Here is a 23,669-nt window from a genome sequence, read left to right on the forward strand (position 1 = left end):
TTTTCTATATCAAATTAACCTGTTAATTCTGCCTCAATAATACTGACCTGATTCCGGCCATTTTGCTTAGCGTAGTATAAGCAATGATCAGCCCGAGACAGTAAAGCATCCGCACTATTATCTTGTTCAGTGAAAGTTGCCACACCGATTGATACTGTGAATTTTAATATTTTCTGATCAGCAAGTTCCAGCTCCAGCGCTGCCAGTGTTTGTAACATGCGCTCTGCTACTTGCAGTGCTTGTGCTTGATCTGTTTGCGGTAGTACTACCGCAAATTCTTCTCCTCCTAAGCGCCCTGCGATATCGGTGTCTCGAAGTAAGCCTAAGCAGGTTTTTGCCAATAACCGTAGCACATCATCCCCAACGGCGTGACCATATTGGTCGTTAACTTTCTTAAAATGATCAATATCTATCATTAACAAAGAAAGTGGCGTTCCATATCGGTTAGAACGACTGAACTCAACTCCTAAGCGCTCCATAAACTGGCGGCGATTAGGTAGATTAGTCAGCTCATCGGTATTTGCAATGTACAGTAAACGGGCTTCTGCCTGATACTGCTCAATTAACATACTGACAAAGCCTGCATGGCTTTCAATTAGCTCTAAGTCATGAGCGCTGGGGTGAGAGGGCTTAGCGTGATAAATCGCAAAGGTGCCTAATACACGACCATTTTTACCTAAGATAGGCTCAGACCAACAACTGGCTAAACCATAACTGATTGCCAAATCTTTATAGTTAGCCCAATAAGGGTGCTGTTGAATATCCTCTACAATAACTCGGGCTTTGCGATAGGCTGCAGTACCACAGGAACCTACCGCTTCGCCAATTGCGACCCCATCAATCGCCTTGTTATAGGCTTCAGGTAAGCTTGGGGCGGCGGCTAGATGTAAATGTTGTCCAGAGCCATCTAGTAATAATACAGAGCACATAGCCCCTTTATCTTGAGCTTCAATACCCTTAATGATGAGCGTTAATACTTCATTTAATTCATAACCATTCAGTGCTGCCTGCATTGCTTGACTACGGCTACGCTCAAGCAGCAACAGAGCGTGCTGGCGAGTAACGTCTTCACCAGCACTGAGAGTACCTAGTATGTTACCCTCTACATCATATTGCAGCGCATTGTGCCATGCGATTAAACGAAGTTGTCCATTTTTAAGGCGGATAACACTCTCGGTATATCGTACTAAACTCGTCTGCCCTTGCATTAAATCTTTGTACTGTCCGCGCAATACCCTAGCCTGCTCAACAAAGCCCTCACTGAACCATTGCTTGTGCAAAATTTCATGTTCATCATAGCCTAACAGTTCACAACCTTTACGATTAATCAGATTAATATGACCATTAACATCAAGTGCAATAATGATAGTCTCAACCGTATCTAGGTAGGTTTGTGCTTTATCTCGTTCACGCTCTACTCTCTGATGAGTTTTAACTAGATCACGCATAATCCATAAAATTAGTAATGTCACCAGTAAACCAGTGAATAAAACAATATTAGCTCGGTTACTTTGAATGTTGCCTTGATTAACAAGCTCTTCAGGCGATATGGCAAACTCAAAGCGCCATTTACGTCCAACCGTCATAAAATCAATTTGATGATGCAACCAATCTGGTTCAACACTCTCCCAGTTTCTTTTAGCAACGGCTCTATGAGTATTCTCTGTCACATCTACAACACTAAGTGCGACACCTGAGGAGTGTGCAAACTGTTCCAATAGAACTTGTGGTTTAACCAAAGCACCAACAAAACCTTGAATTCTTAACTTACGCTGCTGCGTATCTTGAGAAATATGTTCAGGGCCAAATACGGGCCGAAAAAAAACAACTGAGGCACTACCCTCACTGTCTTGTATCAATTTGAAAGGGGCAGTGGAGGCAAACGGAATACCTTCTTCTAAGGTTGCTTGCATCGCTTTTTGATTCAGTGATCTAGAGCTTGCATCAAAACCAACTATTGAATGGTTTTTTTCCATTGGCTCTGTATAGAACACAGGGTAATACAGGGCATTATTTTGCGAAGGAATAGCAGTATTTTTAGCAGATGACAGTTCTGTAATATGCCCTGAGAAGCCTTGGCTTTGCAAAAAACGCTCAAAATTTGGACGCTCAGCATGCATAACTTTGGGCATCCAATGTATGGCCCAAAACTCAGGATGCCGCTGCAAAACAGTGTAGGTAAAAACTTTAAACTCTTCGCGCTCAACTTTCTCGCTGCTGTCAATCAAAGCGCCAACAGCATCTAGCACCTCTGTTGTTGCGTTGATACTACTTAGTAATAAGGCTTGCCGCTCGTAGGCCATTGTCTCTGTAACAGCACGTTGTTCACGACCAACTAATAATTCCGTATACCAGTAAGCCAACAGGCTAATACTAAAACCAACCACCGCAGTAATCCCTAAATAAAGGCGCTTACGCCCTTTTTTGGGAGATGCTGTCACTGAGGAAGTCTGTAATGGTCTTGCATTTATTGGCGTTTGGGGCATATATAAAATCCGAACCATTACACTAGGGTTAACACAGAAGAGGCCCTATACGATAAACCTATCAATATTGGCCTCTTCTATTAAGTACTCATGCAGAAACCTTTCCAAAAGTGTTCTTATATTCTCTGGCCACTGACCGGAAAATACCAAAATACTTTTATTCAGGTGCTTACCTAGCATTTAAAATGACAAGCTGGCTCACTTCTTACTACTGCTGAACATTGTGATAGACGTTTTGCACGTCATCTAAGTCATTTAGTAAGTCTAAGAATTTTTGGAACATTGCCTTATCATCATCACTGGATATTTCAGTGCTGTTTTGTGGTACAAACTGTATTTCGTCGACCTCAAAATCAATCTCACCGAAAGTATCTGTTAATGCTGTTTTTGCTTTAAAGTAATCGGTATTCGGTGCGAAGACAGTAATTATGCCCTCTTCATTTTCGATCTCACCAACATCCACATCCGCTTCCATTAGTGCTTCTAAAACAGCTTCTTCATCATCATGTTTAAACGCAAAAATTGCGCTGTGATCAAACATGTGGCTTACGCTGCCTTGAGTACCAATTTTGCATTTCGTTTTAGTAAAGCAAGTACGCACATCACCGAAAGTACGATTTGGGTTGTCTGTTAAGCAATCCACAATCACCATACAGCCACCTGGACCAAAACCTTCATAGCGTGCTGTGGCAAAGTCTTCGCCCTGACCACCTTTAGCTTTTTCAATCGCTTTCTCAATCACATGGCTAGGTACTTGATCTTTCTTGGCACGTTCAAGTAGTGAACGTAACGATAAGTTACCAGCAGGGTCAACGCCACCTGCTTTAGCACAAACGTAAATTTCACGACCGTATTTACTATAAACTTTGGTTTTCTGACCAGCCGTTTTGGCCATCGATTCTTTACGGTTTTGGAAGGCTCTGCCCATTGCGATGTCCCATTATCTCGGTTCAAAATGAAAATTTTAAAGTTAAGCTTAAGTATATAAAATATTAAACGAGGATTTAATACCGTGCATTCTAAGGGATATAGTCCTGTTTATTCTTCAGTATTTTTAGCCTTGGCTTTCAGCCACGGATTAACCGCAGGTTGCGTCCCCTTTGTCTGACCTGTATTTCTCTTAGAGACGCTGCCATTTGATCTATTATTTTGACCTTTTTGTGCCGCTGCTGCTTGGCTTGTATTTTTAGATAAGCTTAACGTAGCCCTAGCTTTTTCAGCCTCTAATGCTCTAGTAGTTTTAGTTGCGCGCTTACGAGCAGAGGCACCCTTCATTTTTAAATAGAGTGTCTCAACCTGTTGTCTTGCCCAAGGGGTTTTTCGTAAGAACTTTAAACTTGATTTGATTGTGGGATCACTTTTAAAGCAGTTAATGGCAATCTGTTCAGCCAGTTGCGCCCAACCATAATGCTCAACCAGCTCAGTTAAAATAGCCTCCAGCTTCACGCCATGAAGTGGATCGGACTTAGATATTGGTTTTGCGGACGGTTGATTCATAACATCTCATCAATAAAAGAGCTAATGCATTAAGCTCAACAGTAACAATAGTAACAGCACACCAGATAAACCTTTCCAAAAGACTAACGGGCTACGCTCAGCCAAAGGCATTTGGGTCTCTTTAATATAGTGCGGATTAGGTTTTTTTAGGTCATAAATAAATTCAGATAATCTACGATACCGTAGCTCTGGGTTAGGCTGCAAAGCTCGACGTAAAGCACCATCCAGCCAAACCGGTATCATGGGATTATATTGAAAACTCGGCATATACTCTAATCGAGAGATATCCGCTCGACTGTGCAAGCTATCCATTTGATCAACATAGACCTTTTGTCCGGTTAACATCCAATAAGCAATGGCTGCGAGCGAGAACTGATCTGCATTGGCATTAGGCTCCCGACTTAAGCGATATTCAGGTGCAGTATAGCTAGAGAAGCCAACCATTTTAGCTATCACTAAAGGCGAAGGTAAATCTACAGCCCCTGGCACAGCACATGAGGCAAAATCGATCAGTTTGATCATGCCCATTTGATCTACCAAAATATTATCAGGATGCAAGCCTTGGCATAAAATATCTCGACGATGCAAAGCACGAATTGCTTTCACCATTTGCTCAATTAAGTCGATCATACGCCTTAAATCGGTATTAGGATTTTGAGCAATCCACTCAGTCAATGTACGACCATCAACATATTCACGTAGATAATAGAGTGAGTTGCGAGGCCTAGAGGCATCAACAATCTTAGCAACATAGGGTGAGTTAACACGCTCAACCACCCATTGCTGCATAATAAACTGCCGAATAAAGTCTTTACGCATCGCCAATTGTGGCGCGGGTGCTTTTAGTACCATCTGCCGCCCAGTATGTTTGTCTCTGACACGGTAGATACAGCTCATAGCACTTTTATTGAGCACTTCTTCTATACGATAACCGTCTAGCTCTTCACCCACGTTCATATCATTTGGCACAGGCAAGGCACCAAAGGCGTCAGCAATGCTCTCGCCTTGCTCATCTGGCAATAAGTCTACACGCGCCAACTGAAAGCAAAAGTGCGTACTGCTGTAACCTCTAGCACTGGCCTTTTCGCATGCGGTATGTAGTATTTGATCACAAGCCTGATTCAAGTCAGCGGCATACTGGCGAATTAACTGTACATAATCACTTGCCACCAAAGTGCCTTTGGCAGCTTGTGTCGTAAATAGAAAAATATCACCTTGTTTGAGATTAAATTGGTGATAATCAATATCCACACTAGGGTCTAAACCCAATGCTCGGGAAGGGTAGCGATAACCCCCCATAAAATTAGTGTGCTCTCGGCTGACTTGCTCAAACTCACCACCCCGTAGACGAAACACCAGTGTATCACCCATATGAAAAAGATGGCCCTGCCGCCCTTTCAAAACAACAGCACTAAAAGAGCTGATGTAGTTACCATTGGCAACATTTTTACCTTGGCTGAACAACCAGCTATTCAGTGCACTTAGTACCTTAGTAGCTGATGTTTTAACATCCCAGTTATCAGGGGTTGCATAATAATCTGCGAGAAAGCCTCGAGTACAAGTTTCGGCGGCTTGCTTAGCAATTACATTGCGCCATGTAGAATCGGCCACTACGGCTGCAATACCTTTGGCGGCTAAAGCCGAACCCTCTGGAATTTTGACCGACATAGTGGATCGAACTGAGTTTTTATCCGGTGCGATAAAAGCTTGCCCATAACTGATTTTCAGCTGACTGTCGTTGGTCATCGCTCTCATACCTGAGCTAAAAATGAGCGCCACCTGCCCAAAACTAGGGCAATAATAGCGACTAAATGCACTAAACAGGGGACAACGCCCTGATGCCTGATAATATCCTGCAAATATTATGCTACAGCTAAAAAACCAGTGCACTGAATTCCCAATGATCACTTTAAACTATATGACCAAGCATTCTTTTCGCTGTTCTTTAGTAGGAGTCTGCCGCATAGGCAATGGTATTAAGCGACATCACCCTATATAATCCTGCCAGCTTTTTACAGGGTTACAATCGTATATATTGCAACCTAGTCTCTTCACTTATTTAATTTTTGGGGTCAGAACGATGGATTTCGATAAAATTCCTGCGGGCAAAGATGCACCAAACGATATCTATGTAGTGATTGAAATTCCGGCGAACAGCTCTCCGATCAAATACGAGATCGAAAAAGACTACAGCGCCATCATGGTTGACCGTTTCATGGCAACCCCTATGTTCTACCCAGCAAACTACGGTTTCATCCCTAACACACTATCAGACGATGGTGATGCACTGGACGTGTTGGTCATTACACCATATCCAGTACTGCCAGGTTCTGTAATTCGCTGCCGTCCAGTTGGCGTACTGAACATGACAGACGAAGCTGGCTCTGACGCTAAACTGGTTGCTGTTCCACATGACAAGCTAACCACTGTTTACAAAGATATCCAAGATATTGGTGATCTGCCTGAATTGCTACGTCGTCAAATTTCTCACTTCTTCGAGAACTACAAAGACCTAGAAGATGGCAAGTGGGTTAAAGTTGACGGTTGGGCGGATGCTGCTGCAGCACGTCAAGCGATTGTTGAGTCTATCGCTGCTTTCGAAGCGAGCAAGTAATCCTGCTACGCTAGGCTAAGATGTTGTGCTTACGACAAAGTTGGTATGACATTTAGTTGATAAAAAAACCGCATGGCAAACACTATGCGGTTTTTTATTTTAATCTAGATTCTGCATTAAACGTTTACGCGTTTGAGTCGGTGACTCGCCATACCAGCGTTTAAACGCTCGGCAAAAGTTACCAAGGTGTGTAAAGCCTAAACGGTAACTAATTTCCCCCATCGAAAGATGATTCAAACGCAGCCAATGTAAAGCCTGTTTCTGGCGTACATCATCTAATAGTTGTTGATAAGTTTGCCCTTTCTTTTGCAGCCGTCTCTGTAATGTCCGCTGGCTAAGGTTCAAATGTTCGGCTAACTGCATCAAAGTTAGCGTGCCTATTGGCTCATGTTGTACTAAAAGTGCTTGAATGCGTGCCAATAGATCTTTCTGATCCATGCGCGCCAAATAGTTTGCGACTAGCACATCATTTTGTGCAGCTAGTTCAGGACTAGCGGTTAATAAGGGCTGGAACATTGCAGAGGTGTTAAAAATAATGCGATCAGAAGCACTGTTAAAGTACACCGGACACTTAAACAAGCGTGTCCAAGGGGTTGGGTTTTGAGGTTGTGGGCGGCTAAGCCAAATACTTTGCGGGCCGAAGTCAGGTCGATAAATATGGCGAGCGGTTAGAACACAAGTGCCTATAAAAGCATCACAGGCCTCTGGTGGAATCATTCTAGGGTCAATGCCTTCACGCAGATTCAATTCAATTTCGACTCTATCGCCTTTGGTCAGCACAGTCATATCAGCATAGTCAGCAAACATACGTAAGTTCTGCGCCAGTCGTCCAAAACCCTCCATCAAGGTATCACTGGCCCAAATGGCAAAACCTAAAGCATGCCAAGAGGTGGGACGCATAAAACGTGCAACTGTTAAACCAAAAGCTTCATCCTGTGTCACATTACGTGCTAAGCGCCAAAGCCGATCAATTCTATGAAGGCTATAGCGAGTATCTAAATGATTGGCTTGCTGTTGATCAATACCTACGCGCTCTAAGAACACAGCGCCTTCCAATTGGTAATATTCAAGAGCGCGTCCAATAACAACTGCCCAGCTTCCCATAATACTAGCCTGTTTATTTTCAGGCATTGCTGTGCCTCCTTTTTCTACCAACAGCACTCTACTTAAGCACCTGAACAAAAGTATTTCGGCATTTTAACTCTTTTTCGATCATTAGCCGCCATTTACTTATCTTGTCACGCCAATCACTTGTTTGATCAGGTCTTTTAAGACAAAAATCCCTCAGTGCTGCGCATTGACGCTATCAGCACTGTGCATAAAACAACAACAATGGAGATGCAGAATGCCAACCAAGATCCTTCCCAGCGCAGACGCCGCTCAAGCTTACCCTTTATTGATTAAACAAATTTTTGCTTCCGCAGGTCGATTTGAACCTAATAACCAAATCATTTATCGAGGTGAGCAGAGCTTTAGCTATCAACAATTCCGTGATCGAGTACAACAACTGGCAAATGCAATGACCGCTGCTGGCGTACAGGCAGGGGATACGGTAGCGGTTATGGATTGGGACAGCCATCGCTATCTGGAGTGCTATTTTGCCATTCCAATGCTAGGAGCCGTGCTACATCATGTGAATATTCGCTTATCACCTGAGCAGATCGCTTACACCATGAACCATGCGGAGGACAAAGTAGTACTGGTACATGATGACTTTGTTCCGCTGATTGAACAGATTCAAAACCACTTAAGCACAGTCGAAGGTTATATACGCTTATCAGATGGACAGCCAAGCGTTAGCCAGAAAGTTGAATTTATTGGTGAATATGAGGCGCTTTTAGCCGCAGAGAGCCCTGTCTGCGCCTTCCCTGACTTTGATGAAAATAGCATCGCGACAACTTTTTATACCACAGGCACAACCGGCAATCCGAAGGGCGTATTCTTTAGCCACCGCCAATTGGTATTACACACCTTAAACATGATGGGTATGCTCGGCAGCTATGATGGCCTGCCACTGCTACGCTCTGATTCGGTCTATATGCCAATTACGCCTATGTTTCATGTTCACGCATGGGGCGTACCTTATGTTGCCGTGATGTTGAACGTGACACAGGTTTACCCAGGGCGTTATGAGCCAGATAAGTTGGTTGGTTTGATCCGTGATTACAAAGTAACGATCTCCCACTGCGTACCGACCATTTTACAGATGTTGCTCAGCTGTGAAACCGGACAGAAAACCCGCCTTGATAATTGGAAGGTATTGATTGGTGGTAGCGCGCTACCTATGGGATTAGCCCTTGCAGCCACAGAAAAAGGGGCTGACATCTACTCCGCCTATGGTATGTCCGAAACCTGTCCGCTGCTTACTATTACCCATCTCAACAAAGAGATTCGTGCACTACCCATTGAGGAGCAGTTGAAATACCGCACTTTAACAGGTGTTGCTTCTAACATGGTGGATCTGACGATTACAGAACCAGATGGCCAACTAGCTGACCATGACGGCACGGCTGTTGGTGAAATTACCGTACAGGCACCTTGGCTAACTCAAGGCTACTTCAAAGAATTGCAAAAACAGGAAGAACTTTGGGAGGGTGGGCGTCTGCATACCGGTGATGTGGCCTGTATTCACCCTGATGGTTTTATCGAGATTAAAGATCGTATTAAAGATGTGATTAAAACAGGTGGCGAGTGGGTTTCCTCTATTGAGCTAGAGAACCTGATCAGCCAACACCCCGCGGTGGCGGCTGTGGCAGTGGTTGGTGTGCCTGACACGGAATGGGGAGAGCGCCCTTACGCGATGGTAGTACCGAAAACCTCAGAGGTAGATGCAGCACAAATCAAACAACATCTACAGCAGTTCGTCAGCAGTGGTCAGATCACAAAATGGTCAATTCCAGAGCATATTGATCTAGTAGACGATATCCCTAAAACCTCTGTGGGTAAAATTAACAAAAAAGCGATTCGAGAGCAGTTACAGGCTTAATACTGCAAACTCAACTGAACAAAACACGCTAGGGCATTAGCGTCCTAGCGATAATTGACCTGATATTCAGCATAGATAGGATTTACTATGACACAGCAAGTTGTATTTCTCAGCGCAGTGCGCACCGCTATTGGTGGCTTTGGTGGCAGCTTAAAAGATGTGCCAGCCACGACCCTAGCCGCAGCCGTAACTAAGGAAGCCGTCAGCCGAGCAGGCCTACAGGGCGAGCAAATTGGGCATTGTGTATTTGGTAACGTATTGCACACCGACCGCCGTGATATGTATATCAGCCGTGTTGCTGCTCTTGAAGCGGGCTTGCCTGTGAATACGCCAGCCTTAACGGTTAACCGCTTATGCGGCAGTGGCCTGCAGGCCATTATTACGGCAGCACAACAGATTGAACTGGGCGTTTGTAATGCTGCAGTAGCAGGTGGTGCTGAAGCGATGAGCCGCGCACAATATTGGGTGCCTGCGGCACGTTTTGGTCAGCGCATGGGCGATTCTAATATTATCGACTCAATGACAGGCGCACTGACCTGCCCAATGGAAAACTACCATATGGGCGTTACCGCAGAAAACGTTGCAGAAGAATGGAGCATTAGTCGTGAGCAACAAGATGCCCTCGCAGCACTAAGCCATCAACGGGCGCAAAAAGCGATTGAATCAGGTTTATTTGAGAGCCAAATTCTGCCGATAGAGATTAAAACTCGTAAAGGTATGGTCAGCTTCAATACTGATGAACACGTGCGTTACAACTGCACCGCAGACGAGATGGAGCAGCTACGCCCTGTATTCAAAAAAGAAGGTAGTGTAACTGCCGGTAATGCTTCAGGTTTAAACGATGCAGCTGCTGCCGTCACCATGATGTCAGCGGATGAGGCCAAGCGTTTGGGTTTAACACCTATGGCAAAGTTGGTCGGTTATAGCTTTGCTGCTGTAGAACCTAAAATAATGGGTATTGGCCCTGTACCCGCTATTCGTCAACTATTAGAAAAGCACCAACTGAGCGTCAGTGATATTGATGTTTGGGAGGTTAACGAGGCATTTGCAGCGCAAGCCTTAGCGGTTGCTAAAGAGTTGAATCTGCCAGAAGAGAAGCTTAACGTAAATGGCAGCGGTATCTCTTTAGGTCATCCAGTTGGCGCAACAGGCGCTATTGTCACGGTTAAGGCGTTGTATGAACTTGAGCGCATTCAAGGTCGCTATGCGATTATTAGCCTATGCATTGGCGGTGGTCAGGGTATTGCCATGTTAATTGAGCGTTAATTGCCTTAGATAAAACTCGTGTTTAGAAGCAAAAAAATCCTGAGTAACATCAGTTGCTCAGGATTTTTTTATAGACCTAGAAAATTACAATATCAGTAGAAATCATCACTGGCTTTTGTTTCCACCATTTCACCATTAAAGAGCGAGAGTAGCAGTGCTGAAATGCGCTCATGCATGATAATGGTGTGATAGTTCCCCGTTTCTTGCATATGTGTACGCAATCCATCGCGAACAGCTTTAACGCCAGTTACGTCAATAATAATGTCAATCTGCTGGCTGTCTTTTAGTAAATCCTGCATATCAGTTGTTATGGGTACATGATGCTCTTTTGCCAACAACATACCCGGTGCCTCAGGGTTCTTATCTGCCACACCCACAATATCAATAAAATCAGCGGTAAACAGTTTGTTTAATAATTCCAGTCCCGCGTGTCCACCACCGATCACTGCAATTGTGAATTTATCCGTATTCATAACAGAATCCTTATTGTTCGTTGTTATTGTTTCTAAAAGCAAAAACTCTAAATTTGTTGTGTCCAAGGGTGGCAAAAAATTCCTACTTTGGAAAGTGGCAAAAAGCTGATTCGCTCCGCTGCTTAAGTGCAAACTGGTATTTATTTGTTACACATCATAAAAAAGGCTGAAATCAATCAGCCTTTTTCGTTTTGTTACAAACAAAGTTAACCGCGAGACAACAACTCTCGTAGGTCAATGATTGCAGCATTAGCGCGCGAAATATAAGACGCCATGACCAGAGAGTGATTAGCAAACATACCAAAGCCACTGCCATTTAAAATCATAGGGCTCCATAATGTATCCTGAGTTGCTTCAAGCTCGCGAATAATTTGGCTTAAGCTTACCAGTGCATTTTTATCTTCAAGCACTTTTTTGAAATCCATCTCCACTGCCTTCAATATATGAATCAGCGCCCATGCCGTACCACGAGATTCGTAAAAGACGTCATCAATTTCACTCCAAGGGGTTTTCACCTCTTGCATGCCCGGAGCATGAGTAGACTGCTGGGCTGAAGGGTCACCTGCTAAATCAACATTCAAGCGTGCCTGCCCTACGCTGGCACTAAGACGCTGAGATAAGCTGCCTAAACGGGTTTCTACATCCATTAGCCAGTTACGCAAATTATCAGAGCGAGCATAAAATTGAGCATCAGACTGATTGTCATCAGACAATCTTGCACGATAGCTGATTAAAGCCTTAATGCCTTGACGATACTCTCCTTCTGATGAAGGTAAAATCCAACTGTTACTGTCAAAGTGAAACTGTGGCTCTAATACCGTTAGGTCTTTGTCTTCTGTCGACTGAGATTGCGAACGACTAATGTCTTTACGTAGCGCTCGACTTAAATCTCGCAACTGAACCAAAACACCAAACTCCCAGCTAGGAATATTATCCAGCCAAACACCCGGTGGAAAACGATCATTGCTCAGGTAGCCACCTGGTTTATCCAATAAAGTCTCAGCTAAACGAATCATAGTTGTCGTTGTCGCATAGCCTATAGTGTCTGGTTTATGAGCATTCAGCTCTGCTTGAGTTTGTACATGCTCACGTACTGAAAACGCCTCTGGCTCTTGGCTCCAATACCAGCCAATACCCGCGCTAAAAACCAAATAAAACGCACCTACACCCAGAAAAGCTTTACCCATACCACTGGTTGGCATTCGATCCCTGATACGATCACACTGATCAGAAAAACGCTCTTTTAAACTACTTAACATGATCTATTCCTCAATATTGCTCGGCTTGGTACGCTCAACAGCATGATATGCGGTATAGCCGCTGGCACAAACACTCGGCCTGACCGACTTTAGATAAAAGCATAATACCTGAGTTCAAGCCGCAGCGAAGGTTTTACCGATAAAAACCTGAACAGTCACCTTTGTAAGCGGAAAATTTCTTACAAAACTGAGAAGATATGCCTTCTTAGATTTAAGTAGTAAGTGCAATTCAGTTTAAACATCAACCTAAGTCACGGAACATTAATGTTAATACTCAAGATGTCGCTCCCACATTTTCAACCATCAAAAGCATTGTTACAGCTTATGTTATTCATCAGTCTGTTTGGCTTCAACGCAGCCCAAGCAACTACATTTCAGGCCAACTCAAGCAGTAGCAACCTAGGTTTATTCAAGCAAAACAGCGCCTCTGTCTTTTTGCCCGTGCAAGATGCGTTTCAGCTCAGCGCACAATTACAAGGGCAGCAGCTAAAGCTCAAATGGAGAATTGCCCCTGAGCATTACTTATATCAAGCGCGCATCAAGGTACAGCTAGTAGAAAGCCAGCCTGATATTAAACTTGAAAATATCAGCTTCAGTCCCAGTGAAGCCTATGAAGACGAGTACTTTGGTAAGGTTGATATTTTTCGCAACAATGCTGAAGTTGAACTGCTAGTAAACGCTAATCCAGCTCGCCTACAGCAAGGAGTTAACTTAAAAGTACGTTACCAAGGTTGTGCTGATGCAGGGCTGTGTTACCCGCCACAAGATGCTCATTTCTTCTTAATACCAGAAAGAAAATAGAGCGTGCAGCAAAATAGAAAAAATCGAGTAAAAAGACGCTAACTACATTGATCTACTTGTAATATACGAAAACTGGACAACTTTAAGCAATTTAGGCAAACTACAGTAAATTTACTGCAAAAATAATTAGATTAGCTGTATTTTACTTATCGTTAACAACAAATTTGCTGTTTTTAGCGTATTTTCGTGTAAAACTGCCCCTATCTAAAAAACTCTTGATTGCAACCTTGGAACGTCATCAGATTATGGCATCTATTTTGGTACTGAACGGCCCTAACTTAAACTTGTTGGGTACAAGGGAGCCTGAGATTTATGGCTCGCAAACATTGTCTGATATTTCAGAACAACTAGCCGTTAGTGCTGCTCAGCAAGGTCATCAGCTGAACTGCGTACAAAGTAATGCTGAGTACGTTTTGATCGAGCATATTCATGCTGCCCGTGATGAAGGTGTTGATTTTATTATTATCAACCCTGCCGCCTTTACCCACACCAGCGTAGCGATACGCGATGCATTACTCGGCGTCAATATTCCTTTTATTGAGGTACACCTTTCCAACGTACATGCACGGGAAGCTTTTCGACATCACTCTTATTTTTCTGATGTTGCCGTCGGCGTAATCTGTGGCTTTGGCGCACAAGGCTATGAATTTGCATTACAAGCTGCAATTCAGCGTTTAAACAGCGCACAGTGAACCAACCAAATTCTCTACAGACTAAGGGCTAACCTTTAACCCTCAGTTGATATTTTATTTAACCACCTAATATGAAAGAGACTGATCATGGATATTCGTAAAGTAAAAAAACTAATTGAACTGCTTGAAGAATCAAACATTGCTGAAATTGAAATTCAAGAAGGCGAAGAATCCGTTCGCATCAGCCGTAATATGACCCAAGCACCAGTGCAGTACGCACCGATGCCAATGGCAGCGCCTGCTCCTGCAGCGGCACCTGTTACAGCTCCTGCTGCTGTAGAAACTGCTGTTGCGGCGGCTCCAGCAGGTCACTTGGTACGCTCGCCAATGGTGGGTACTTTTTACGGTGCATCAGCTCCGGGCGCCAAACCTTTTGTAAGCCCAGGCCAAAAAGTGAAGAAAGGTGATGTCATCTGCATCGTTGAAGCGATGAAAATGATGAACCAAATTGAAGCAGACAAAGATGGCACTATTGGTGACGTTCTGGTTGAAGACGGTCAAGCCGTTGAGTTTGATCAGCCGCTTGTGAGCATTGTTTAATTTTCGTTTGGCACTTCCGCCCTGCGTTTAAATGACAATACCGTTTTGCGGTGATCTGAATACCCCAGAAAAGGAAAGGCTTGATCATGCTTGATAAAGTACTTATTGCTAACCGAGGTGAAATCGCGCTACGTATTTTGCGTGCCTGTAAAGAGCTGGGCATCAAAACTGTAGCCGTTCACTCGACAGCTGACCGAGATCTGATGCACGTTCGCCTAGCCGATGAGTCGGTTTGTATTGGCCCAGCATCATCCACTGAAAGCTACCTAAACATTCCTGCACTGATCAGCGCAGCTGAAGTGACAGATTGTGAAGGTATTCATCCTGGCTATGGCTTTCTAGCAGAGAATGCTGATTTTGCAGAACAGGTTGAACGCTGTGGCTTTAAATTTATCGGCCCTAAAGCCGATGTCATTCGTTTAATGGGGGATAAAGTATCTGCCATTGAAGCAATGAGAAAAGCAGGCGTGCCTACTGTGCCTGGTTCTGATGGTGCACTACCTGATGATGCAGAGTATATTTTAGCGACTGCTCGTCGCATTGGTCTGCCTGTAATCATCAAAGCAGCTGCGGGCGGTGGTGGTCGTGGTATGCGCGTAGTACATACCGAAGCACACCTTGTAAATGCTGTACAAGTGACAAAAGCTGAAGCAAAAGCCGCTTTTGGTGATGATACAGTTTACATGGAAAAATTCCTGCAAAACCCTCGTCACGTTGAAATTCAAGTGCTAGCTGACGGCCAAGGCAATGCGATTCATTTAGGTGATCGTGATTGTTCTTTACAGCGTCGTCATCAAAAAGTACTAGAAGAAGCACCAGCACCAGGTATTCCTGAAGAAGCACGCGCAGCAGTATTAGAAAGTTGTGTAAATGCTTGTATCAACATTGGTTATCGTGGTGCGGGTACTTTTGAGTTCCTGTATGAAGATGGTGGCTTCTACTTTATTGAAATGAACACTCGTGTTCAGGTTGAGCACCCTGTGACTGAAATGGTGACAGGTGTCGACATTGTTAAAGAACAGCTACGCATTGCTAGCGGTATGCCACTATCAATCAAGCAAGAAGATATTGTCATTCGAGGCCACGCCTTTGAGTGTCGTATCAATGCTGAAGATGCCAAAACATTCCTACCTTCACCGGGTAAGATCAAGCACTTTCACGCACCGGGTGGCTTAGGTGTACGTATGGACTCTCATATTTATGATGGTTATACCGTGCCGCCTTATTATGATTCTTTAATTGGTAAGTTGATCACATGGGGCGAAAACCGTGAGATCGCACTAACCCGTATGCGCAATGCCCTAGATGAAATTCTAATTGACGGCATTAAAACCAATATCGCCTTACAGCAAGATCTGGTTCGCGACCACGGCTTTATGGAAGGCTGCGTTAACATTCATTATTTAGAGAAAAAACTCTCTATGTAAGTTTTGCTAGCATGACAAAAAACCGGAGGTTTTGACTTCCGGTTTTTTTGTTTTCACAGAACAGGTTACAATTCCCTCCCCGTTTAATTTGAACGCACTTATATTTTCGAATGGCTTGCGTTATCACAGGTTTCATTTTCAATTGGAGACTGCCATGCCTTGGCTACAAATCAAAATCGACACCAATCCAACACAGGCCGAAGTACTAGAAGACCTGTTGCTGGAAGCTGGCGCCAACGCTGTCACTCTTGAAGATGCTGCTGATCAACCCCTATTTGAGCCGATTCGTGGCACTACTCCCTTGTGGCAAGAGACTCGAATTACAGGTTTGTTTGAGGCAACAATGGACAGCCAGCAGATGATTGATCATCTGCAACAAGGTTGGGCAGAAGCCTACCCTGACCAAAGTTGCCCGACTCCTCGTATCGAAATTTTAGAAGACAAAGACTGGGAACGTGAGTGGATGGACAACTTCCACCCGATCCAAGTAGGTGAACGTTTATGGATCTGCCCAAGCTGGCGGGAAGTACCTAATCCAGAAGCTGTTAACCTAGCCTTAGATCCTGGCTTGGCTTTTGGTACAGGTACTCACCCAACTACATTTATGTGCCTGCAATGGTTAGATAGAAATGATGTCTCAGGCAAAAAAGTTGTCGACTACGGTTGCGGCTCAGGCATTTTGGGGGTAGCTGCACTGCTACTGGGAGCAGAACAAGCATGGGGTGTCGACAATGATCCTCAAGCCTTAATCGCCACCAGAGAGAACACCAATCGCAACCAGATTGAGCCTGAACGCTTTAATGTTTACTTTCCTGGAAAAATTGATGGTGTACAAGCTGATCTAATGCTCGCCAATATCCTAGCAGCACCTTTAATTGATCTAGCCTCAACAATTTCAGCACTAGTTAAAAATGGGGGTGATATTGTGCTATCCGGCATTTTAGATCATCAGGCAGAGCAAGTGATGGCAGCCTATGCACCTTGGTTTGAGCTTGATACCCCTACGCAAAAAGATGAGTGGGTTTGCATCAGTGGTAAAAAAATAAAGTAGTCTTATAAATTGTAAATATATCAAAAGATTATTCAGTAAAGGTTGTTTGCGACCTTATCGTAAAATTGCAAATAGCAGACAGCTTTTACTGATTGCTTGAAAGCCTTCAGGCTTTTATGATGTGTAGTTATACCTTGCTGGAAATTAAAGACACCAATGATGGATGAACGGTTAACACGCTGCCCACACTGCAAAACTTGCTTTGTTATTACTGAGGCGATACTTCAACAGGCGCTTGGCGTTGCTCGCTGTGGTAATTGCTTAAAAATCTATAATGCTTCACATCATATGTTTGAACTTGAACAAGGTGATAGCGTTGAGGGTAGCCATCACTTTACACCAGCGGTTGAAGCACCAGTCTCTCCTATTAAAAAAACTACAGAAGCTCAACCTATCCAGCCAGAGATGGCTCCTCAAAAAGCAGAAAAACCTGAAGCAACACCTGTTTTCTCTGAGCCAGAGGAGTTTTCAGTATTACCAGAGATGGAGTCTTTTGAGCTCGATGATGACGAGCTTGCCACTATTCGCCAAGCTCGAAAACAATCTACAATACAAGCATCTGACGCACCTGTTGATCAGGCATTGCAAACCTTAATTGCCGACTCTGATTTTCATCAAGGACATATTGCAGATAACCGTCGCTTTCCAAAAGAAACAGATCGCATACCGCTAACTGAGCAGCTATCCCTGTGGTTAAAAGGCAAACTAATACTACCGCTGGCTTTAGCGCTATCAGTTATATCTGTTATTTTTATCATTTTGTGGGCTAATAGCCGTATATTGGCACAATACCCTGCACTTTCGGGTCTAGTGGAAAGCATTTGCAGCGTTGCCACTTGTGATCATTTACTTATGTCAGACTTTGCCCAATTAGAAGCTAAACAGATGAGCTTGGTCGCTTCAGAGGGCGAACATCTTTATGCTGAATTTGTTTTAGAAAATCTCGGTGAACAGATTCGCTTTCCTGCTATAGCAATCACATTGCAAAGTGCATCAGGTGAAGTCCTAAGCGAACAAACCTTCCAGCCAGATCAATATTTACAGAATAAGCCTTTTGCTGACCATCAACTCCCCTCTGAGCTACCCATCAGCTTGTCATTTCCATTTCCGCCTAGCACGCAAGAAGTGAAACACTTTGCGGTTCTATTTTTACCTCCCCTGAACTAACACCTCCGCTTTTAAACATCAGAGGCTATAAGTCTAAACCCCAGCCTTAAGCCTAGAGCTGAAAACGATTGAATCCCTTTACTCTGAAGGGATTCATAGTATTATTAGCGCCCCTTTTGACAGCCTGTCATATTACACCTTTAATCCAATACCTATGCTTGCTCTTCTCTGCCATGATCAGAGCTAGTATCTTTGGTCTGTTAGATAAAGGTCAGGGTGAGTTTTCAGCCAACATAAAGCGGTCTGCCATGATTAAAATCGGCGCATATGAAATTACAGAACCTGTTGTTTTAGCACCTATGGCAGGTGTAACCGACCGACCTTTTCGACAACTTTGTCGACGCTTAGGTGCTGGGCTTGTGGTATCCGAGATGGTGACTTCAGATGTTAATCTTTGGCATACTCGAAAGTCACAGCAACGCCTCAATCATGTAGGGGAAGATAGCCCACGCTCTGTGCAAATTGCAGGCGGTGATCCTGAAATGTTGGCTGAAGCGGCTAGGATGAATGCCGATCAAGGTGCACAAATCATCGATATTAATATGGGCTGTCCCGCTAAAAAAGTATGTAATAAAGCAGCAGGGTCAGCATTACTTAAAGATGAGCAGCTGGTCAGAGAGATATTAAAAGCGGTTGTAACAGCGGTTGATATTCCTGTTACATTGAAAATTCGTACAGGCTGGAGCCCGGAGCAGCGTAACGGTGTAACCATCGCTAGAATTGCTGAAGACTGTGGCATTCAAGCACTTGCAGTACATGGCAGAACCCGTGCAGACGCCTACAAAGGCGAAGCTGAATACGATACTATTGCACAAATTCGTCAGGCGATTAGCATTCCACTATTTGCCAATGGTGATATCACCAGTCCAGAAAAAGCAAAGTATGTACTCGACTATACAGGGGCAGATGCTGTAATGATTGGCCGTGCAGCCCAAGGGCGGCCTTGGATTTTTCAAGAGATTAGCCACTTTTTACGCACAGGTGAAAAACTACCAGAGCCCAGTCTAGAAACCGTACTCGCTATTTTAACGCAGCATTTACACGCACTTTATGATTTCTACGGTGAGTTCATGGGCGTACGTATCGCACGCAAACATGTGAACTGGTATTTAGGTACAAAAGCGGATGGCCTAGCATTTCGACAGCGTTTTAATCAGCTAGACAACAGCTGCGCACAGCTAGACGCCGTTCAGCAATTTATACTGTCTCAGCCGACATCCATTGATCACCCTTTGCCGATGGTTTGACCATGACTGAAAACAACTTAATAAACAATCTGGCCACTGCCTCGCCTCATTCAGATGTCGCAGATGGTGTAAGTACCACAAAGCCCGAAACCCTAAGACACAGCGTTGAAGTCGCACTGAATAATTATTTTACGCACTTAGAGGGGCAGCCTGTCACTGATCTTTACCAGATGGTGCTATCTGAAATTGAAGCGCCCCTGTTAGAAGCTGTCATGCGCCACACCGGAGACAATCAAAGCCAAGCTTCTGAAATGCTGGGTTTAAATCGTGGCACATTGCGCAAGAAACTAAAACAGTACGGGTTGTTATAAAAAGCCTTTTAATTCAAATGGTAGAGTCACTCTACCGTTTTTGTTTTCTCATCCACAGAAGAAAGAAGAGCATTATGTCTGCAAATGCACAAAACTTGCCGGTTCGCCGCGCATTAATCAGCGTATCTGACAAAACTGGCGTGGTTGAATTTGCCAAAGCACTGACAGAGCGTGGCGTTGAAATTTTATCCACAGGCGGTACCTTCAAGCTGCTGACTGAGCAAGGTGTGCCTGCAATTGAAGTGTCAGACTACACGGGCTTTCCAGAGATGATGGATGGCCGAGTTAAGACGCTACACCCTAAAATTCACGGTGGTATTTTGGCGCGTCGTGGTCTAGACGATGCTGTAATGGCTGAGAATGGTATTCAAGGTATTGAATTGGTAGCGGTTAACTTATATCCATTTGAAGCCACCATCGCTCGTCCAGACTGTACACTGGAAATGGCTGTTGAAAATATCGACATTGGCGGCCCAACTATGGTGCGCTCAACCGCCAAAAACCATGCATTTGTGACCATCGTTGTTGATGTGAATGATTACAGCCGTATTTTATCTGACATGGACAGCCATGACGGTGCTGTTGCGCAGAAAACCCGTTTTGATCTAGCCATTAAAGCCTTTGAGCATACCGCTCGTTATGACGGCATGATCGCCAATTACTTTGGCAAATTGGTTGAAGGCGGTAGCGAAGATTTCGCCCGCACTTACAACGTACAGTACGTGAAGAAACAAGAGATGCGCTACGGTGAGAACCCGCATCAAAAAGCAGCTTTCTATGTGGAGCACAACCCTGTTGAGGCTAGCGTTTCAACCGCTGTACAACTACAAGGTAAAGAGCTGTCTTTCAATAACGTGGCAGACACCGATGCCGCATTTGAGTGTGTAAAATCATTCGTAGAGCCTGCCTGTGTAATCGTAAAGCATGCTAACCCTTGTGGTGTTGCGATTGCAGAAAACCCGCTGCAAGCCTACGAAGCGGCCTATCAGACCGATCCAACCTCTGCCTTTGGTGGCATTATCGCGTTCAACCGTCCGTTGGATGCTGAAACGGCACAGGCCATTGTGTCACGCCAGTTTGTTGAAGTGATCATCGCGCCGGGCGTGTCAGATGAAGCTAATGCAATTGTGGCAACTAAGCCTAATGTGCGCCTGCTGGATTGCTCAGCAAATTGGCCGGGTGAGCGTGATCATGGTTTAGATTACAAGCGAGTGAATGGCGGCTTGTTGGTACAGGATCGTGATTTAGGCATGGTGACCGATGAAGACTTGAAAGTGGTAACTGAGCGTGCACCCTCTACAGATGAGTTACGTGATCTGGCATTCGCATGGAAGGTGGCTAAGTTTGTTAAATCAAACGCCATCGTCTACGTGAAAAAAGGCCAAACCATTGGTGTAGGTGCAGGTCAGATGAGCCGTGTTTACAGTGCCAAAATCGCAGGTATTAAAGCTGCCGATGAGAATTTAGAGGTTAAAGGTTCTGTAATGGCCTCTGATGCCTTCTTCCCATTCCGTGATGGTATTGATGCAGCCGCAGCCGCAGGCATAACTGCTGTGATTCAGCCAGGCGGTTCAATGCGCGATCAAGAGGTGATTGATGCCGCAAATGAACACGGTATGGCGATGGTGTTCACAGGCATGCGCCACTTCCGCCACTAAATACTGAGTTTATGGGCAATTCTGCACAAAGTTTGCATTACACCCAACAAAACGCAGTATCTTTATCTACACAGGTTCAGTACATACTGAACCTGTGTTATTTTCTCTGCCTATAAATACAATAACACTCTATGCTAAAAACAAGTTGGATCATTTAAGGTCGCCCACATACCGATGAATCCTAATAATACTGCTAAGCTCTCTAACCACCCATTAACCAGCGTGATTGGTCGTCGGATCATTCTGATATTGGTGATTATCAGTAGCTGTATCACCTTACTCTCTACCCTTATGCAGCTCTATTTCGACTACAGCTATGAGGTCGATGCAGTACATACTAGGCACGAAGAGCTTAAGCAGGTTCACGTCGAATCTCTTGCTATCAACCTTTGGGAGTTTAATGAGGCTCAGCTGCAACTTCGTATAGAAGGCTTGGTTCGGTTACCTAATCTTGAATATATTCAAGTACGCTCTAATACTGGTAATCAGCAGTGGAGCTCTGGCGAAGCGGTGAAAGGAGATAAATTCAGCAGCCATTATCCATTAATTTACAAAGGCCCTGGTACAGAAGCACCTTTTTCTTTGGGTGAACTTTATGTCGAATCCAGTGCTGAACGCATCTATCAACAACTGATCAAAAAATTTGCCTCCTTATTACTGATCAACGGTATTAAAACCTTTATTGTTTCTGGCCTTATTCTTTGGGTTTTCCACTTAAGTGTAAATCGTCGTATTATGACCATTCTACGCTATCTTGAACGCTATCGACCCTCGCAAAGCCATATACCACTGAAACTTGATAAGCCTAAATATATTACCTCTAGTCACCAAGATGAACTGGATGTATTAAGTGTTGCCATTAATCAACTGAGTGCAATGCTGAATAACCTTTATGCTGAAATAGAGCAGGAAAAAAGCCGCTTTAGTGACTTTGCTAATGTGGCCTCTGACTGGTTATGGGAGACAGATACAAATGGTGAGTTGATCTTTGTATCAGAGCAGATGCAGCAGCAACTTGGCTCTAACAAAAACTTCTCGCAATTACCGTTAACCGATCTTTTTCCTTCACAAAGGGCACAACTCGAACAGTTACTCGTTCAGAAACAAGACTTCCGTAATATTGAGATTCCAATAGTGTTGGATGAAATCACACACTACTTCCTCTTTAATGGTCTAAGACAGACCAACGAATTTAATACTTTCACCGGATTTAGAGGCACTGCGGTCGACATCACCGTACGCAAAGTTGCAGAAAATGCTCTGCAAGAGCTAAACGATAGCCTAGAGCAGAGAGTAATAGAACGTACTCAGCAGCTGAAAGACTCTTTAGAACAATTACAAGTCACCCAGCAGCAGCTAATCGAGCGTGAAAAAATGGCATCTCTTTCAGGTCTTGTTGCAGGCATTGCCCATGAAATCAACACACCTTTAGGTGTTGCTATCACCGCAGGATCGCTTTTAGAGCCAGAGAGTAGTAATACGGAGCAGAAAGAGGTCTACGACCTTATGCAAAGTAGTTTGCAAAGGGTTGTTAAGCTTGTGCACACGTTCAAACAAACCGCCGTACAAAGTAGCAACGCTAGAGTTGAAAATATCAACATCAAGTCTTTTATCTCAGACTTAGCAGTAGGCATTCAGCATAACTTATTGCAAAAACATGTAACGCTGGAAATTGAAGGTGATGAGCAGCTGGAATGGCAGACTGTGCCGAGTAGTTGGGCTCAGATCATTAGTCAATTTATTAACAATAGCCTTGAACATGGATTTAGTGCACCTGATCAGGGATCCAGCCAGGAAAACATGATTCACCTGAATCTGCAACAAGAGGGAGATGAGCTAGTGTTTACCTACAGCGATAATGGTAAAGGTATGGCACTTGAAACCCTTGAAAAGTTGTTTGAACCCTTCTACACCACAAAGCGTGGCAGTGGTTGTACAGGTTTAGGTATGCACATTGTGTTCAATCAGGTGACTCAAGTGCTACAGGGTCACATAGAAGCCACAAGCAGCGAACAAAGTGGTATTTGCATTGTTATTCGAGCGCCAAGGTTAGAGTTGAATACCGATCAGAACTCACACTGAGCGAAGCCGGAATGTAAAACCCCGATTAGTAGCTCACGGTCTGAATAAGCAAAAAGGCCTTGATACTAGAATTCAGTGATCAAGGCCTTGTTTTAGCAATCTATATATCGCA

19 protein-coding genes and 2 pseudogenes are annotated in these 23,669 nt (G+C 44.1%); 14 read left to right on the forward strand and 7 right to left on the reverse strand.

Annotated elements, in window-relative coordinates; all coding sequences use genetic code 11:
* Positions 1-14 precede the first annotated feature (14 nt).
* From B5D26_RS01190 to B5D26_RS01205, 4 genes and pseudogenes are all read right to left on the reverse strand, one after another.
* On the reverse strand, positions 15-2,441 hold the full coding sequence (locus tag B5D26_RS01190) for a sensor domain-containing diguanylate cyclase (protein ID WP_159445557.1): 2,427 nt from the start codon (positions 2,439-2,441) through the stop codon (positions 15-17).
* A 253-nt stretch (positions 2,442-2,694) separates the two neighbouring features.
* Positions 2,695-3,414 carry a YebC/PmpR family DNA-binding transcriptional regulator gene (locus B5D26_RS01195; protein ID WP_078743850.1) on the reverse strand — a complete coding sequence of 240 codons (720 nt, stop codon included), beginning with the start codon at positions 3,412-3,414 and terminating at the stop codon, positions 2,695-2,697.
* Between the two features lie 350 nt (positions 3,415-3,764).
* Positions 3,765-3,983 (reverse strand): annotated as a pseudogene (locus B5D26_RS16325) (VF530 family protein); the annotation flags it as partial.
* Positions 3,984-4,004: 21 nt separating this feature from the next.
* Positions 4,005-5,729, reverse strand: coding sequence for a bifunctional serine/threonine-protein phosphatase/kinase (locus tag B5D26_RS01205; protein ID WP_234985140.1), 1,725 nt, complete (start codon positions 5,727-5,729; stop codon positions 4,005-4,007).
* 334 nt (positions 5,730-6,063) lie between these two features.
* Between B5D26_RS01205 and ppa the strand changes: the two genes are divergently transcribed.
* Positions 6,064-6,597, forward strand: coding sequence for an inorganic diphosphatase (gene ppa, locus B5D26_RS01210; RefSeq protein WP_078743852.1), 534 nt, complete (start codon positions 6,064-6,066; stop codon positions 6,595-6,597).
* A gap of 99 nt (positions 6,598-6,696) precedes the next feature.
* Here the strand turns inward: ppa and B5D26_RS01215 are convergent, their stop codons facing one another.
* The gene (locus B5D26_RS01215) at positions 6,697-7,728 is read right to left on the reverse strand and encodes an AraC family transcriptional regulator (protein ID WP_078743853.1); all 1,032 of its coding nucleotides are present in this window, start codon (positions 7,726-7,728) and stop codon (positions 6,697-6,699) included.
* 214 nt (positions 7,729-7,942) lie between these two features.
* Here B5D26_RS01215 and B5D26_RS01220 point away from each other — a divergent pair, with 214 nt between their 5' ends.
* The gene (locus tag B5D26_RS01220) at positions 7,943-9,583 is read left to right on the forward strand and encodes a fatty acid--CoA ligase (RefSeq protein WP_078743854.1); all 1,641 of its coding nucleotides are present in this window, start codon (positions 7,943-7,945) and stop codon (positions 9,581-9,583) included.
* Positions 9,584-9,670: 87 nt separating this feature from the next.
* Positions 9,671-10,849 (forward strand): beta-ketothiolase BktB, encoded by a 1,179-nt coding sequence (bktB, locus tag B5D26_RS01225; RefSeq protein WP_078743855.1) that lies wholly within the window; start codon positions 9,671-9,673, stop codon positions 10,847-10,849.
* A 92-nt stretch (positions 10,850-10,941) separates the two neighbouring features.
* Here bktB and B5D26_RS01230 read toward each other — a convergent pair whose 3' ends face one another.
* The gene (locus tag B5D26_RS01230; RefSeq protein WP_078743856.1) at positions 10,942-11,322 is read right to left on the reverse strand and encodes a Gfo/Idh/MocA family oxidoreductase; all 381 of its coding nucleotides are present in this window, start codon (positions 11,320-11,322) and stop codon (positions 10,942-10,944) included.
* A gap of 206 nt (positions 11,323-11,528) precedes the next feature.
* A complete protein-coding gene (locus tag B5D26_RS01235) occupies positions 11,529-12,581 on the reverse strand; it encodes a DUF2333 family protein (RefSeq protein ID WP_078743857.1) in 1,053 nt (350 codons plus the stop codon).
* A gap of 264 nt (positions 12,582-12,845) precedes the next feature.
* Here B5D26_RS01235 and B5D26_RS01240 point away from each other — a divergent pair, with 264 nt between their 5' ends.
* From B5D26_RS01240 to B5D26_RS01285, 11 genes and pseudogenes are all read left to right on the forward strand, one after another.
* Positions 12,846-13,382: a protein-disulfide reductase DsbD domain-containing protein gene (locus tag B5D26_RS01240; protein ID WP_078743858.1), complete on the forward strand. Its 537-nt coding sequence runs from the start codon at positions 12,846-12,848 to the stop codon at positions 13,380-13,382.
* Positions 13,383-13,627: 245 nt separating this feature from the next.
* Positions 13,628-14,074 (forward strand): type II 3-dehydroquinate dehydratase, encoded by a 447-nt coding sequence (gene aroQ / locus B5D26_RS01245; protein WP_078743897.1) that lies wholly within the window; start codon positions 13,628-13,630, stop codon positions 14,072-14,074.
* An 87-nt stretch (positions 14,075-14,161) separates the two neighbouring features.
* On the forward strand, positions 14,162-14,614 hold the full coding sequence (accB, locus tag B5D26_RS01250; RefSeq protein ID WP_078743859.1) for an acetyl-CoA carboxylase biotin carboxyl carrier protein: 453 nt from the start codon (positions 14,162-14,164) through the stop codon (positions 14,612-14,614).
* Between the two features lie 86 nt (positions 14,615-14,700).
* Positions 14,701-16,041 carry an acetyl-CoA carboxylase biotin carboxylase subunit gene (accC, locus tag B5D26_RS01255; RefSeq protein WP_078743860.1) on the forward strand — a complete coding sequence of 447 codons (1,341 nt, stop codon included), beginning with the start codon at positions 14,701-14,703 and terminating at the stop codon, positions 16,039-16,041.
* 154 nt (positions 16,042-16,195) lie between these two features.
* Positions 16,196-17,092, forward strand: coding sequence for a 50S ribosomal protein L11 methyltransferase (gene prmA, locus B5D26_RS01260; protein WP_078743861.1), 897 nt, complete (start codon positions 16,196-16,198; stop codon positions 17,090-17,092).
* Between the two features lie 159 nt (positions 17,093-17,251).
* Positions 17,252-17,359, forward strand: a pseudogene (locus tag B5D26_RS16650) (MJ0042-type zinc finger domain-containing protein); the annotation flags it as partial.
* Between the two features lie 21 nt (positions 17,360-17,380).
* Positions 17,381-18,259, forward strand: coding sequence for a DUF3426 domain-containing protein (locus tag B5D26_RS01265; protein WP_234985141.1), 879 nt, complete (start codon positions 17,381-17,383; stop codon positions 18,257-18,259).
* Positions 18,260-18,507: 248 nt separating this feature from the next.
* Positions 18,508-19,506 carry a tRNA dihydrouridine synthase DusB gene (dusB, locus tag B5D26_RS01270; protein ID WP_078743898.1) on the forward strand — a complete coding sequence of 333 codons (999 nt, stop codon included), beginning with the start codon at positions 18,508-18,510 and terminating at the stop codon, positions 19,504-19,506.
* 2 nt (positions 19,507-19,508) lie between these two features.
* The gene (gene fis, locus B5D26_RS01275) at positions 19,509-19,817 is read left to right on the forward strand and encodes a DNA-binding transcriptional regulator Fis (protein WP_078743863.1); all 309 of its coding nucleotides are present in this window, start codon (positions 19,509-19,511) and stop codon (positions 19,815-19,817) included.
* A gap of 74 nt (positions 19,818-19,891) precedes the next feature.
* Complete coding sequence (gene purH / locus B5D26_RS01280; RefSeq protein ID WP_078743864.1) at positions 19,892-21,475, forward strand: bifunctional phosphoribosylaminoimidazolecarboxamide formyltransferase/IMP cyclohydrolase; 1,584 nt, start codon at positions 19,892-19,894, stop codon at positions 21,473-21,475.
* A gap of 174 nt (positions 21,476-21,649) precedes the next feature.
* Positions 21,650-23,557: an ATP-binding protein gene (locus B5D26_RS01285; protein ID WP_078743865.1), complete on the forward strand. Its 1,908-nt coding sequence runs from the start codon at positions 21,650-21,652 to the stop codon at positions 23,555-23,557.
* Positions 23,558-23,669 lie beyond the last annotated feature (112 nt).

It is taken from the genome of Oceanospirillum multiglobuliferum, assembly GCF_900167095.1.
Classification (GTDB): Bacteria; Pseudomonadota; Gammaproteobacteria; order Pseudomonadales; family Halomonadaceae; genus Oceanospirillum; species Oceanospirillum multiglobuliferum.